This is a genomic window from Streptomyces sp. PU-14G (assembly GCF_041028275.1).
Taxonomy (GTDB): Bacteria; Actinomycetota; Actinomycetes; order Streptomycetales; family Streptomycetaceae; genus Streptomyces.
In genome coordinates, this window is the sequence record NZ_JASKYT010000184.1 from 1 (window position 1) to 12771 (window position 12771).

The 12771-nt window shown below is 68.6% G+C and carries 16 protein-coding genes; 10 read left to right on the forward strand and 6 right to left on the reverse strand.

Features of this window, described 5'->3' with window-relative positions; translation table 11 throughout:
- The first annotated feature begins 108 nt into the window (after positions 1-108).
- From AB8Z75_RS20845 to AB8Z75_RS20875, 7 genes are all read left to right on the forward strand, one after another.
- Positions 109-834, forward strand: a complete 726-nt coding sequence (locus AB8Z75_RS20845; RefSeq protein WP_369204183.1) for a hypothetical protein — start codon at positions 109-111, stop codon at positions 832-834.
- 258 nt (positions 835-1092) lie between these two features.
- Positions 1093-1671, forward strand: coding sequence for a hypothetical protein (locus tag AB8Z75_RS20850; RefSeq protein WP_369204185.1), 579 nt, complete (start codon positions 1093-1095; stop codon positions 1669-1671).
- 347 nt (positions 1672-2018) lie between these two features.
- Positions 2019-2450 (forward strand): hypothetical protein, encoded by a 432-nt coding sequence (locus AB8Z75_RS20855; protein ID WP_369204187.1) that lies wholly within the window; start codon positions 2019-2021, stop codon positions 2448-2450.
- Between the two features lie 83 nt (positions 2451-2533).
- Positions 2534-3010: a S1 RNA-binding domain-containing protein gene (locus AB8Z75_RS20860; protein ID WP_369204189.1), complete on the forward strand. Its 477-nt coding sequence runs from the start codon at positions 2534-2536 to the stop codon at positions 3008-3010.
- Positions 3011-3051: 41 nt separating this feature from the next.
- Positions 3052-3306: a hypothetical protein gene (locus AB8Z75_RS20865; RefSeq protein WP_369204191.1), complete on the forward strand. Its 255-nt coding sequence runs from the start codon at positions 3052-3054 to the stop codon at positions 3304-3306.
- A gap of 410 nt (positions 3307-3716) precedes the next feature.
- Positions 3717-4400 (forward strand): DsbA family oxidoreductase, encoded by a 684-nt coding sequence (locus AB8Z75_RS20870; RefSeq protein WP_369204193.1) that lies wholly within the window; start codon positions 3717-3719, stop codon positions 4398-4400.
- A complete protein-coding gene (locus tag AB8Z75_RS20875; protein ID WP_369204195.1) occupies positions 4397-4648 on the forward strand; it encodes a hypothetical protein in 252 nt (83 codons plus the stop codon). The genes AB8Z75_RS20870 and AB8Z75_RS20875 overlap by 4 nt, the downstream gene beginning before the upstream one ends.
- On the opposite strand, the gene AB8Z75_RS20880 is transcribed toward AB8Z75_RS20875, so the two are convergent.
- Positions 4629-5051 (reverse strand): winged helix-turn-helix transcriptional regulator, encoded by a 423-nt coding sequence (locus AB8Z75_RS20880; protein ID WP_369204197.1) that lies wholly within the window; start codon positions 5049-5051, stop codon positions 4629-4631. The two genes, AB8Z75_RS20875 and AB8Z75_RS20880, sit on opposite strands and share 20 nt — an antisense overlap.
- A gap of 148 nt (positions 5052-5199) precedes the next feature.
- Here AB8Z75_RS20880 and AB8Z75_RS20885 point away from each other — a divergent pair, with 148 nt between their 5' ends.
- Positions 5200-5865 (forward strand): FMN-dependent NADH-azoreductase, encoded by a 666-nt coding sequence (locus AB8Z75_RS20885; RefSeq protein WP_369204199.1) that lies wholly within the window; start codon positions 5200-5202, stop codon positions 5863-5865.
- 108 nt (positions 5866-5973) lie between these two features.
- Here AB8Z75_RS20885 and AB8Z75_RS20890 read toward each other — a convergent pair whose 3' ends face one another.
- The 3 genes from AB8Z75_RS20890 to AB8Z75_RS20900 form a co-directional block, all read right to left on the reverse strand.
- Positions 5974-7692: a hypothetical protein gene (locus AB8Z75_RS20890; RefSeq protein WP_369204201.1), complete on the reverse strand. Its 1719-nt coding sequence runs from the start codon at positions 7690-7692 to the stop codon at positions 5974-5976.
- 267 nt (positions 7693-7959) lie between these two features.
- Positions 7960-8160 carry a DUF397 domain-containing protein gene (locus AB8Z75_RS20895; RefSeq protein WP_369204203.1) on the reverse strand — a complete coding sequence of 67 codons (201 nt, stop codon included), beginning with the start codon at positions 8158-8160 and terminating at the stop codon, positions 7960-7962.
- On the reverse strand, positions 8157-9002 hold the full coding sequence (locus AB8Z75_RS20900) for a helix-turn-helix transcriptional regulator (protein WP_369204205.1): 846 nt from the start codon (positions 9000-9002) through the stop codon (positions 8157-8159). Before AB8Z75_RS20900 ends, AB8Z75_RS20895 begins: the two co-directional genes overlap by 4 nt.
- A gap of 202 nt (positions 9003-9204) precedes the next feature.
- On the opposite strand from AB8Z75_RS20900, the gene AB8Z75_RS20905 reads away from it, so the two are divergent.
- Both AB8Z75_RS20905 and AB8Z75_RS20910 read left to right on the forward strand, forming a co-directional pair.
- Positions 9205-9729 carry an ATP-binding protein gene (locus tag AB8Z75_RS20905; protein ID WP_369204207.1) on the forward strand — a complete coding sequence of 175 codons (525 nt, stop codon included), beginning with the start codon at positions 9205-9207 and terminating at the stop codon, positions 9727-9729.
- 95 nt (positions 9730-9824) lie between these two features.
- Entirely contained in the window at positions 9825-11321 is a 1497-nt protein-coding gene (locus AB8Z75_RS20910) for a hypothetical protein (protein ID WP_369204209.1), read from the forward strand.
- 183 nt (positions 11322-11504) lie between these two features.
- Here the strand turns inward: AB8Z75_RS20910 and AB8Z75_RS20915 are convergent, their stop codons facing one another.
- Positions 11505-11921 (reverse strand): PPOX class F420-dependent oxidoreductase, encoded by a 417-nt coding sequence (locus AB8Z75_RS20915; protein WP_369204211.1) that lies wholly within the window; start codon positions 11919-11921, stop codon positions 11505-11507.
- A gap of 100 nt (positions 11922-12021) precedes the next feature.
- The gene (gene panD, locus AB8Z75_RS20920) at positions 12022-12447 is read right to left on the reverse strand and encodes an aspartate 1-decarboxylase (RefSeq protein WP_369204213.1); all 426 of its coding nucleotides are present in this window, start codon (positions 12445-12447) and stop codon (positions 12022-12024) included.
- Positions 12448-12771: the final 324 nt, after the last annotated feature.

Consider the following 12771-nt stretch of genomic DNA (forward strand, 5'->3'; position numbering starts at 1 on the left):
GCCCCAGCCCCACGCCCCCTCGGAACGATTGTCGAGGCCGATGCCCCGCCTGAGCCGTCAAGGATTCCCTGTGAGAAACGACGACTGACACGACTGGAGTGACCACCGTTGCAGCGGACGAGCACCCACACCTACCGGAAGCGGCTTGGGCCGTGGGGGCTCAACGCGGTGGTGACCGTGCGCGTCGACGTGAGCCCGCACGTGCCCGTTGACGGCGAGCGCATCGATGGCCTGCGCGTCGGCTTCGCAGTGCCGGAGTGCCTGCCTGCGCGGGACCGCTACTACCTGTGGCTCGGCGTCCGGCTGGTGGTCGATCAGCTCGACGCGCTCGCTGAGGGCGGTTTCCTCGTCGTACGGGTCCTCGACTTCGAGGTCCCCGCCTTGACCGAGTACCAGGGGGAAGCCGCCGCAGCCGCCTTGCTCGAATGGTTCGACCAGAATCTCAGCGTGCGACGAGCCGGCCACAGCGTGCGCTTCGACAAGGAGGCGAACGCCTACGTCTTCTTCTGGGGGCGGCCCGCCGACGCGGTGGGCAGCTTTGTGCGGCAGCTCTTCGATCCCGACCCCCGGCGGCGCGAGCTGGCGGCGGATCGCTGCGCCGACTGGCCCTCCTCATACGGGCGGGAGGACGTCCGCATCCTGTCCAGGGCTCTCGCGACGTGCGCGGCGACGGAGGGCGACAGCTCGGCGCTCGAGGCGCAGTTGCACGCACTCTTCGAGCTCGGCTCCACGGGTTTCCAACCGCGGAGTGACCTGGCCCCTCTGCGGGCAATCGACCGCGACGCGCTGCCGGGCGTTCTGTGCGAGTACGTCGACGATCTGCTGGACGAGTGAGCCCGGACAACCGCAGGCCTCTCGTGCTGTCACGCGGACCGGGTTCCGCCCGTGCCGCGCCACGGAGTACCGCCCGTGCCGTCCCCCTTCCCCTCGGGAGCCCGGTCTGCCGCCCCCGCCGAGGGATGAGAAAGAGCCGGGCGCTCAGTTCAGTGGCTCGAAGAGCCCCGCGACCCCACGGGACGAAACAAAGGCCCACGATTTTGGGAACAGGTAAACCACACAGCGGAATCGAACCCCCTCTGTACCACCCTGAGGGTGGAGGCCTCGGTTACTGAGCTTCTGGAGATGAACTACCTCTTGGATACTGACCCCGCACAGAGTCACGAAGTCCCTGCTGACCCTCTCGCGGTACTTCGTTCCGTGAAGCCAGGCGTCGAAGCAGAGTCGATGCCTGAGGCATTGATGGAGCTCGGAAGCGTCACTGAAGCGATCGCCTACCGCTGGCTCTTCTGGCCCAATGTCCTGGAAGTTCACGGAGCGCTCATTGTCGACCTGTACGGCGCCGGTCAGGAGGAAATCGAAAGGCGCATGTCGGCAGCCCGCTCATCGCCGAGATTCGACAACACCATCGAAGAATGGACCAGGGTCGTAGACAGTTTCAATTTTTTTGACATCAGTGCCCTCTTCGCAAGGTGGTGTGGCCCGCAAGATTCGAGGGAGGACGCACAACTAGCTCTGGCCGCGACACTCGTTGACCCATGGAGGGCAAAAATCGAGAACGCTTTCCCCGGGACACTAGCCACCGTCCAGATCGCCGCCCCGGACCCCGACCTCGGGGTGTGCATCGAAGTCCTGCAGGGTCCTGCACTTCAGCTACCGGACGGCTTCACATAAACCGCCTCGCCAGGCGCGTGGATGCTTCAAGATAACCGGCGCTCTATTTCCCTTCTGCATACCGGGAGCCCACGACTGGGCGATATAGTCCCCCCTCAGGAGACGACAGAACTCGTTCTCAGAAAAGACGATCGGAGTTCCCCCCAAGGAGCAACCGGCACCACAATGCACCAGCGCGGTCGCACTGAGGGCGGCGCCTTCGCACAACAGCCCGTTCGCGAAAACGTACCGTGGCATCTGCTGAGCTGTGGAAGTGGCCGAATCGCGATCGTTCGCCGTGCTGAGAGCGCGCACCGCCAAGTCAAGCCCGTCGGCTCTTCCTGCCAATCGCACCAAGGTAGAGGATCATGAAACCAATTGGATTTTTCCGAGAACTAGAACCAAGTATGCCACACGCATACAACGCGAGCCTGGACGAGGCGCTACGTCAGGCTACTTTCTACGACCGTGAAAGAGTATGCCTTTACTTGCGCTCTGGCTATCCAGTACTCGACGTGATGGAGTCGACCGAAGACGTTGTCAACAAGTCCTTCCGTGTGCGTGGCGGGTCATCCATTCTCACGGACGGGGAATCTATTTGGCGTGCAGATCTCGAATCTTACGTATCTACATATCAGATCGCACTGCCAGACGGCTTCACCTCCTTTGTCGAGGACAACGAGCTGGACGCGGTACCCCGAGTCTCAAGAGAGCAGCTCATCGACATCTCGTTGAAGGTCAACAAGCTTCTGGGGTTCCACCCATCCCCAGGTGCGGACCCTAGCCTTGATATTTCATGAGGTCACGTCGGCGTGCTGACGGGGTATTTCACCCTCGGCGGGGAGGCGCTCTCGGTGCCCGGGCGTACGGGGGCCCGGCTGCCGTGGACATCGAGCAACTGCATCCCGGAATGGTCTGTAGAGGGAAGGTCACCGCGTCCTCGGCGACAGTGCTGTTCGTCGACCTCGGGAACGCTTCCGGTGTCGTGACGGCCCCCAACCTCTCGTGGAGGCGGTTCAGCCATCCCACGCAGGTGGCGCAGGTTGGCGAAGAGATCGTGGCAGTCGTTCTCAGCGTGGACAGGGAACGCGAGCAGGTCTCTCTGTCGCTGAAGGAGCTGGAGCACGACCCCTTCCTGGACTTCGCGCGCTCACGACTCGGAGCGACCGTGACCGGCACCGTGGAAAAGGTCGCACCTGTCGGAGTATTCATGGAGGTCGAGAAGGACGTTTCCGGGTTGCTGCCTGTCGCCGCGCTTCCGGACGGGACAGGCCCCATTCAGACCGGCGACACGCTTCCCGTCAAAGTCTCATCGATCAACCTCAGCGAACGACGGGTCGTCCTCTCCGTCGCTGATTGACCCCGCCGCCGTCCCCCGGACGAAAGGGCGAGAATGTGAACATGCTCAACCATCAGGAGTGCATCGCGAGGATCGTCGCCGTGGCGCCGGTGGGAGCGGCGGTCGAGGTGGAGGGCGTTGCCGGGTTCGTCGACCAGGTGAAGCACCCCTCGTGGTCGGACGAGAGCGTTACCCCGCCGCACGTGGGTGACGAGCTCCGCGTGGTCGTACTGGACGCCGATCGCGAACCACCCCGACTCAGCGCGCTCCAGCAGGACATCGACACCGCACGGCGCCTGCGAGGCACAGAACGGTGAGCTCGGGCCCCCGAGCCCTCTTGGGGGCCCGGCACCGCCCGCAGCGCCGTCGACCTGGGTGTGGTCGGCGCCGGCCCGCCAGCTGGTTTGTGGCACTTCCGCAGCTCAGCGAGTACAGCGGTACGTTTTCGCGAACGGGCTGCTGCGCGAAGTCCCTGTCCCAGACTTACCCCGACTGTGGGCGCGGACGGCCACTTCGCCCACCGCCGCACAGGCCCGCCCGTCGAAAGGGCCGGACACCTGGCAGCACGACGGCCACGGCACGCGTAAGGGGCCGGATTGCGTAGCGGCCCTTCGCAGATGAGGGCGTAGTGCCTGACGGGCGACGCTGACGCACTTCCATGTGCCTTTTGTAGGCTCTCTCTTACTCACTCATGATGGCGTTACGCACTCATAGTGAGGTGAGGACGTTGGTTGAGCAGCCAACCCAGCCCGGGGGGTCGCGGGTCGTCATCGAGGTGTGGTCTGACCTGGGCTGCCCGTGGTGCTATGTCGGAAAGCACCGCCTCCAGACCGCGATCGCGCGGCGTCCGGACGCGGATCGGTTCGGGATCGTCCTGCGGTCGTTCGAGTTGGATCCGGGCGCGCCGCGCGAGCCGGAGGAGAACGCGAAGAGCTTCCTCCGCGCCCACGGCGGCACCGCCGCGGACGTCCTGAGGGCCGAGCGCCAGATGCGGGCCCTCGCACGCCAGGAGGGGCTCGCGTACTCGCTGAGCCGCCTGAACGCCAACACGTTCGATCTGCACCGCGTGGTCCAGTACGCAGGCGCGCACGGCCGCGGGTTCGAGTTCTTCTCCACCGTCCAGGACGGCTTCTTCGCGGGCACCCTCAACCCCCACGACCCGGACACTCTCGCAGGCGTCGCGGAAGCAGTCGGACTGGACGGGCGGCGAGCCCGCGAGGTCCTCGCGGGCAGCGAGTACGCCGACAGGGTGCGCGCCGACCGCGACGCTGGCCTCGAACTGGGCGCGCTCGGCGTTCCGTTCGTCGTCCTCGACCGCCGGGTGGCCGCCCCCGGCGCCCAGAAGGTCCCTGTCTACGACCGGCTGCTGCAGCAGGTGGCCGGGCCCGTGGCGAGTGAGCGTGTGTCATGAGCCGCGCGAAGGACGAGTTCGGGATCGTGGCGGTACCCGCCGGCGCGTGGTGCGACTCCGTCACCGGCATGTGCTCCGTCGATGCCGCCGATGCCGCCGATGCCGTGGACGGCGTCAATGCCGTCGATGCCGTGGACGGCGCCGACGCGGCGTCGGCTGTCGAGGCGAGCGACGAGAACGCCGCGGGCGGCGTACCCGGCGCCGCGCAGGGAGGAAGCACCGCCAGGCTCAGCCCGCCGACGCGCTGACCGACGTCCTGCCTCGGCCGACTCCGGTCACTTCGCTCGCGGCCCGGTTGTCGGCGATCTCACGGTGATGGGCGGCGGCCCAACCAGCCATCGCCGCGACCGCGTCCAACAGGGACCGCCCAAGATCCGTCAGCTCGTACTCCACTCGCGGCGGGACCTCGGCGTACGCGGTCCGCGTGATCAGCCCGTCTCGCTCGAGGTACTTGAGGGTCTGGGTGAGCATCCGCTGGGAGATGCCCGGGATGCTCGCCTGCAGGTCGGAGTAGCGCAGCGAGCCGGTGCTCAGGGTGCCGACGACCAACACCGTCCACTTGTCGCCGATGCGATCGAGCACCTCGCGGATGAAGGCGCTGTCCTTTGGCCACGCCTGGCACGGACCACTGATCTGTCGCGCTGACACCATCCCACTCGCCTCTCACCTGGTGTGTAACCGCACTACCAGTATGTAACACCAGGTCGGCGGCTCCACACACCCCACTTCACGACAACGACTCGCTCTGGTCGCTCACTCAAGCGCGCTCTCACACCACCGCTGAAAGGGAACACCCACCATGTCGTACCTGCTTCACATCGACTCCTCGGCGCTCGGCGAGGTCTCGGTCTCGCGCCAGGTCGGCCAGTCCTTCCTCGAAGGCTGGGGCGGCAAGGTCGTCCACCGCGACCTCGCCGCGACACCCGTGCCCCATCTCACTGCCGCCGGCGTTACCGCCCGCGTCACCGATCCCGCCCACCACACGGACGAGCAGGCTGCCGCGGCCGAACTGCAGGACGAACTCATCGAGGAGTTCCTCGGCGCCAGGGCCTACCTGTTCACGGTGCCGATGTACAACCTGTCGATGCCGTCGGTGTTCAAGGCCTGGCTCGACCAGGTCATGGTCTTCGGTCGCACGTTCAAGCCGTCCCCGGCTGCCGGACGTCCGGCGGTGCTGATCTCCGCCCGAGGCGGCAGCTACGGTCCCGGCGCGCCCCACCACGGCCTGGACTACGTCGTGCCCACCACTGAGACGGTTCTCGGGCACGAGAGCCAACTGGGACTCGACGTCGCCACCGTGGTCCCCGAGATGACCATGGCTCCCCACACACCGTCCCTGGCGGAGTTCCTCCCCATGCACGAGGCGTCCATGGCCGATGCCCACGACCGGGCTCGTGAGCTCGCCGCGACGGTCGCCACCGCGACCGGCGCCGCGACCGCGACCGCCGCCGCGACCGCCACCTGAGTCCCCAGACCCCCGACCAGGGCGCGGCCCCTCCGCCGGGGCGCGGCCCCTCAGCCGGGGCAGGGCACCTCCACCGGCTGCGGGCGCGGTCGGGTGACGACCGGGCGCTCAGTTCAGTGGCACGAACGTGCGCTCGCCGGTCGTGGGATCGGGCGCTCCCAGGTACTGCTCTCCGACGGCACGGTCGCTCTTCCCGCCGGCCGTGGCCTCGAAGCCGATGGGGATGCCCTCGACCGTGAACTTGGCGCCCAGTTTCAACTCGGCGGCCGACCCCCGGTAGGAGATGGCGCTGACCTGCCCCCGCTCATGTGCCAGTTTCGCGAACAGGCCCGCGTCGGGAGCAGGCGCCTTGGTGGGGACGGCGGTGCCGGCCAGGGCGGCGGGCGACGGCGCGTTGAGCCACTTGCGGGCGGCGGCCTGTTCCTCCTGGTTCGCGCCGATCGGTACGTTCACCGTCACCACGTGGGAGGTGGTACGCCCCTCTTTGTACGTGCCGTTGACGTTCGTCTTCTTGCTGCCCAGCTTTCCGCCGAACGACCCACCGAGCTTTCCTTCCACTGTCTGGATGAGCCGGACGGTGGTGATGTTGGTGTTGGGGTCGGGGTTGTTCTTGTCGCGGACCACCTGGATCTTGCCGTCGATGACCGCACCGAACTCGGTCTTCAGCAGATTTCCCCTGGTCAGCGAGGGCTCAATGGTGAACTCTCTGCTCTGGGTCACCGAGGGGTGGCGGGGATCGATGGTGCTGGTGATGGTGGAGAAGTTGCCGCCGAACTTGATCCCGGGGGTGACGTTTCCGGCGCCGATCGTCCCGTTCACCTCGACGCCCTTGGTCGTGACCTTGATCTTCGGCTGCCCGATACGATCCAGCACCGTGGGGAACCGGATCTTGGCCCAGATGGCGCCCATCAGGCTCCTGTTCTCCTCCGTGTGCAGCATGAACGCTTCGTTGAGGTCGTCTTGGAGCTTGTCCGCCTCTTCCTTGTTCTTGAACACCCACGTGTCGCCGACTTCGAGTTTCAGCGTGCCACCGATCGTCACGCCCTTCTTGTCGGTCTTGAGCCCCGCCTGGTCGTTGGCGATCATGGTGACGCGGTAGGTGCCGTCGTTCATCTGCTCGGTACGCAGGGCGAAGCCCTCACCGATCTCGATGATGCCGAGCGAGAGTTTGGTACCGCCGGACCTCTCCTGGCTGGAGGTCTTGTACGGCACCACCTTGAAGTACGCCAGCTGCGCGGCCCGCCGCAGCACGTCCGCAGGAAGCCCCTTGAGCGTCTCCAGCGACTCCGGTTTCAGATACAGGTACTGCTCGCGCTGCGCGGGCGTCAGTCCGGCCCACCACTTGGCGATGGCCTGCTCGCCGGCGTTCGGCTTCGGCACGGCGTTGAGGTCGACGATCTCGGCGGCGAGCAGGGCCCCCGCGTCCAGCTTGACCGAGGCCGGTGCCGCCCGCCGCACCTGTTCCAGCCGGTCGCAGCGGGCGCGGATGTCGCCCGCCGTCTGCCGCAGGAACGGGTCGACGGAGCCGGGCAGCGGACCGCCCGCGAGCGCCTCGCCCTGCGTTTTCGGGCCCGGAAGGTACCCCGTCGGGATGCCGTACACCTTCGAGATCGGGATCGATCCCGTGGCCATCGGCACCCCGGGGCTCTCCACCAGCGGCTGGAGCTCCGGGCTCGTACTCACCTTCCCCGGCGCCATGTCGGCACCTGCCGCTTCCAGAATCTGCGACAGCTGGCGGTGCATCGGCACGATGGAGCCCGCCACCGCTTCCAGATGCCCTGCCAACTCCCGCACACGCGCCAGGTCGAAGCCCTGGAAACCACCCATCAGACCCCCCAGTCCCAGTCCGCGAACGCACACCCGAACGCCTCTGATTCTCCCGGAGAATCCCGGTCGGCGCCTTGTCACAGAGCGCCAAGAATGGGCTCGGCATGGACGCGTCGAGCGCGCCCGGGGCTTTGCAAGCCCGGGGCTACACACGGGAGGGGCCCGCCTGTCGGTGGAGCTACGTCTCTCCCCGGTGCCCAGCCGTCACCGGCGCGGCATCCCGGCACCGGCGCGGCACCCCGTCACCGGCGCGGCACCGGGGCCGCCTCAGCGCGTGGCCGCGTGCGAGACGAATGCGGACCAGGCGTCCGACTCGAAGGCGAGTCGGGGCCCGTCCGTGACCTTGGAATCGCGGACGTGCACCGCCCCAGGCGAGGCGGCGACCTCCACGCACGATGGGCCGTCGTTGCTGCTGTAGCTGCTCTTGACCCACTCCGGAGCGGAGCCACCCGAAGACTTCAGCGTCATGTCTCCTCCAGCACTTTCTCGATGAAGGCCAACGACTCACGAGGCGTAAGCGCCTGTGAGCGGATAATCCCATACTGCAGCTCAAGGATCTGCAGTTGTCGGGGGTCCGACAGCAGGCCGCTGGACAGCTGTGCTTCCCATAGTGCTACTGCCTCCCCTGACCTGAGCTTCAACAACTCGATGCGCCCGCCCATGCCGCTGTGCTCTTCGGAGTCCGTCGGCATCACCTGGAGCGTCACGTGCCGCAATGTGCCGATGCGCAGGAGCTGTTCGAGCTGCCGCCGCAGTACGTCCCGTCCGCCGATCGGCCTTCTCAGCGTCGCCTCTTCCTGGACGAAAGTGAGCATGGGAGCGGGCTGCCGCTCCAGCATCTGCTGGCGGGCCATGCGAGCAGCCGTGTTGCGATCGATCTCTTCCTCGGTGTACGCGGGCCGCCGCTGGGCGAACAGAGCCCGCGCGTACTCCTCTGTCTGCAACAGACCGTCGATGTTGTGATCTCCGTACGCACCCCGCTCCACCGCCTGAGCCTCCAGCTTGGCCAGGTCGCGGACCTTCTTCGGGTACCGCGCCTGCTGGACGTCCTCCTTCATGGCGGAGAGCTTGCCGTCCGCGCCGAGTGCCTTGTCGGCGTTGTCGAGGAACTCCGGCTTCGGGAGCCGCTTGCACCGCTCGACGGCGGAGACCATTTCCTCGCCGTATCCGATGGCCGAGCCCAGGCCGGACTGGGTGAGACCGGCGGCCTCGCGCCACAGCCTGATCTGCCGGCTGACGGCCCGCATCACCGCGCTGGAGTCGTCCTCCTCCAGGCCGGGCTCCCATTCGCCACCGCCGTTTTCAGCCATGCGCAACCACCTCTGTGCCACCTCTGTCGCGTTCGTTGCGCAGCACCATAAGCGGGGGAAACGACCGAGTGTCACAGAGTGTGGAAAGTTGTCCTGGTTACGGCGTACAACCCGTACCATTCCGCCTCCGCGTCCGGACAGCCCTCACCCGTGCAGCCTTCACCCCTGTTCGGACCGCGCCCAGTTGGACACGCTGAGTGACATGAGCGAGAAGACGACCGGTGCGCGAGTGGAGGGGTTCCACCTCCCACCGCGCACGTACGACGTGGACTTCACCGTCCTTCTCTCCCCGACCCGGCGCGGGGCGCGCCTGGCGCGGCTACTGACCGTCGCGGAGTTGGCCTCGCGGGGGTTGCCGACGGACACCGCCGCACATGTCGTCGGTGAACTGGCCGCCAACGCGGCGCTGCACGGGCGGGTGCCGGGGCGCAGCTTCCGGCTGAGGGCCAGTTGTCCCGTGCCCGGCTCGCTCCGCCTTGAGGTGACCGACGCGCTGGGCGAGCGAGTCCCGCGCCCGGAGCCACGGCCCGCCGGCTCCGAGGCCGCGTCGGGGCGCGGTCTGCTCCTCGTCGACGCGCTGGCCGAGCGGTGGGGCGTCACGCGAGGGCCGTTTCCCTGCAAGACGGTCTGGGCGGAGGTCGCCCTGGTCGGCGTTTCTCATCCGCACCGACTCGCGGAAGCCCAGTCCGGTCGTCGCACCAACTGCCCCTGGCGCCACAACCATTGACGCTTCCGGACCGTCTGAGTCTTCGACTTCGAAGCTCCGGGCCCGCAGTCGGAACAGGACTCAGCAGTCGGCAGCCAGCAGAAGAGGACACCACCATGCGTCAGCGCACACTCGTCACAGCAGCGACCCTGACGGCTCTCGCGGCCGGCGGTCTCGTGGTCCCCCTGGCGACGGCCGCCCCGGCAGCCGCCGCCCCGGCAGCCGCCGGCATGGCGACAGCCGCCGCCCCCTCCTCCGAGGGAGAGAAGACGGCGCGCGGGGACTTCAACGGGGACGGCTACGCCGACGTCGCCATCGGCGTACCGGAGGCCGATGGGAAGGCGGGTGCCGTGGTGGTGACGTACGGGTCGGCTTCCGGGGTCTCCCCGTCCCGTTCGGTGCGCCTCACGCAGGACACCGCGGGCGTGCCGGGGGTGGCAGAGGCGGGCGACCAGTTCGGGGAGAACGTCACCAGTGGGGACGTGAACCACGACGGTTACGCCGACCTGATCGTCGGCGCGCCCTACGAGAAGGCCGACGGCAAGCCGGACGGCAGCCTCTCGGTCGTCTGGGGCGGCGCGAGGGGCCTCACGAGCGGCGGCATCGCACTGAACGCACCCACCGCCGACGACCGGAACTTCGGCCAGGGCGCCTCCTTCAGCGACCTCGACGGGGACGGTACCGCGCAGCTCCAGGTCGTCAGCGGACGCCACTTCTGGTGGTACTCGGAGGTGCCGCCCAAGGGGGACGGCAGCGACGCGCCGCTGCCCCTGGAGTTCGACTTCCTCCCCGACGACGTGCAGTTGGACGGCGTCGTCGCGGGGCGCTTCTCGGGCCCCGCGGGTACCGAGGGCACCGACTACGTGGTCTATGGCAAGCGCGGCAGCGGAGATGGCGGGGACTACCTGGCGACCTTCCGCGGCGGCCCCGGCGACATCGGCTACTACCACGACGTCCTGTCCGACGGCGGCGCCGGTACGCGCTCGGTCGCGGCCGGCGACATCGACAAGGACGGAGCGACCGACCTGGTCACCGGCGAGCCGGCGGCGGGCGGCCGGGGCGGGGGCGCGGTCACCGTCCGGTGGGGCGCGCCGGACGGCCTGGGCACCGGCCGGGAGTCCGTCACCTACGACCAGTCCGACCCGGGGGTCCCCGGCACCGACGAGGACGGCGACCGTTTCGGCGCCGACGTGTCCGTGGGCGACGTGACCGGTGACGGTTACGCGGACCTCGCCGTGGGCGTCCCCTCGGAGGTCGTCCGCGGCACTGACGCGGGTGCCGTCGTCCTCCTCAAGGGCTCCGCCGACGGGGTGTCCGCCACCGGGGCACAGACGTTCCACCAGGAGACCACCGGCGTTCCCGGCGTCGCGGAGGACGGCGACGGCTTCGGCTCCAGCGTGCATCTCGCGGACATCGACGGCAACGGCAGGGCCGACCTGTTCGCCGCCGCCGAGGGCGAGGACATCGGGACGGTGGCGGACGCGGGCGCTGTCTGGGTGCTGCGCGGCGCCGCGTCGGGCCTGACGACGTCCGGCGTCACCTCGTTCAACGGCGCCGACTTCGGCTTCACCGATGCTGCCGGCCTGCGCTTCGGCGAGGTCTTCGACCACTGACGCGCCCCGCCGTCCCCCTGCGCTTGCGCCTCAGGGCGACTCAGGGCGCCTCAGGGCCGTCCCGGACGGCCCGGGGCGCGCCCCGGAGGGGCGCGGGGAACGGCGCGACCAGCCACCACCCACCCGCGGCCCGCACGCCACGGACAGAGGCACCCCCGGCCCGGTGCAAGCGCGGGGCGCGGGTCAGCGCAGGTCCCGGCTGTCACCGTCCGGGTTGTCCGGGTCGATGTGCCAGCTCAGAATCCGCGTGGGGCGGATGCGGATGATGTCCTGGGGCCAGGCGGGGTTCACAGGCGGGATGTCCGCACGTGTGGCCTCCGCCAGGCCCCGGACCTCCACGCCGCGGCCCATACCGGGCTTGACCTGGCCAGGCTCGTCGGGGGTCAGATCGTCCACGACGAAACTCACCCGCGGGTTGCGCCGCACGTTCCGGTAGCGCTGCGTGCGGGCGAGCCACGGGCCGCCGAGGTCGATGGTGCCGTCGCCGTTGAGGCGGAATCCGAGGGGGCGGACCTGCGGGGTGCCGTCGGGGCCGACCGTCGCGAGGCGGCCGAGCATCTGTCCGTCCAGGTAGGTGCGTTCGACGTCGGTGAAGGGCACTGCTCAACTCCTGTCGGGCCGGACCCGTCGCGGTCGAGGGGTCGCCGGAATCCTTCGGCACCAGACTGGGAGTTGAACCGCACGTGAAGTCAACGACCGGCTACCCGGCAGCCGGCACCGCGTGCGGAGCCCGCGACGTGGCTGAGCCCGGCACGGGCTCCCCCGCATCGGCCCCGACGCCCACCGCCCGGTTCTCCGCGTCCACGTGGACCACGCGGGGCACCAGCGCGCGTGCCTCGGCGTCCTCCACCTGGGCGTAGCTGATCAGGATGACCAGGTCCCCGGGGTGGACGAGGTGGGCCGCGGCTCCGTTGATGCCGATGACGCCGCTCCCGCGCTCACCTTCGATGACGTACGTCTCCAGGCGGGCGCCGTTGGTGATGTCGACGATGTGGACGAGTTCACCGGGCAGCAGGTCGGCGGCCGTCATCAGGTCGGCATCGATGGTCACCGAGCCGACGTAGTGCAGGTCGGCCTGGGTGACCGTGGCCCGGTGGATCTTGGACTTGAACATGGTGCGCAGCATCGCGTCACTCCGGCATGTGTGCTCCCTGCCCGGCGCGCGGGTCAGGGGCGTTCCCTCAGGTCGATCGAGCGTACTACGCGGCCCGGCGGAAGGCCCGAGCTACTACGGGACCCGGCGGAAGGCCCGAGCTACTACGCGGTCCGGCGGGAGGCCGGAAGGCCGGAGGCGGCAGCCAGTGCCTCCAGGAAGTGAAGAGACGGCGTCGACCTCGGCTCCGACTCGCCCGCACCCCTCCGCACCCCACGCGGCCCTTCGCGCCTCGCCCAAGCCCTGCCCGGCGCGCGGGTCAGGGGCGTTCCCTCAGGTCGATCGAGCGTACTACGC

Coding starts and splice junctions, on each gene's coding strand:
- AB8Z75_RS20855 (WP_369204187.1), top strand. CDS start 2,019: ATGAAACCAATTGGATTTTTCCGAGAACTAGAACCAAGTATGCCACAC.
- AB8Z75_RS20885 (WP_369204199.1), top strand. CDS start 5,200: ATGTCGTACCTGCTTCACATCGACTCCTCGGCGCTCGGCGAGGTCTCG.
- AB8Z75_RS20865 (WP_369204191.1), top strand. CDS start 3,052: ATGCTCAACCATCAGGAGTGCATCGCGAGGATCGTCGCCGTGGCGCCG.
- AB8Z75_RS20880 (WP_369204197.1), bottom strand. CDS start 5,051: ATGGTGTCAGCGCGACAGATCAGTGGTCCGTGCCAGGCGTGGCCAAAG.
- AB8Z75_RS20905 (WP_369204207.1), top strand. CDS start 9,205: ATGAGCGAGAAGACGACCGGTGCGCGAGTGGAGGGGTTCCACCTCCCA.
- AB8Z75_RS20895 (WP_369204203.1), bottom strand. CDS start 8,160: ATGACGCTGAAGTCTTCGGGTGGCTCCGCTCCGGAGTGGGTCAAGAGC.
- panD (WP_369204213.1), bottom strand. CDS start 12,447: ATGCTGCGCACCATGTTCAAGTCCAAGATCCACCGGGCCACGGTCACC.
- AB8Z75_RS20900 (WP_369204205.1), bottom strand. CDS start 9,002: ATGGCTGAAAACGGCGGTGGCGAATGGGAGCCCGGCCTGGAGGAGGAC.
- AB8Z75_RS20875 (WP_369204195.1), top strand. CDS start 4,397: ATGAGCCGCGCGAAGGACGAGTTCGGGATCGTGGCGGTACCCGCCGGC.
- AB8Z75_RS20910 (WP_369204209.1), top strand. CDS start 9,825: ATGCGTCAGCGCACACTCGTCACAGCAGCGACCCTGACGGCTCTCGCG.
- AB8Z75_RS20890 (WP_369204201.1), bottom strand. CDS start 7,692: ATGGGTGGTTTCCAGGGCTTCGACCTGGCGCGTGTGCGGGAGTTGGCA.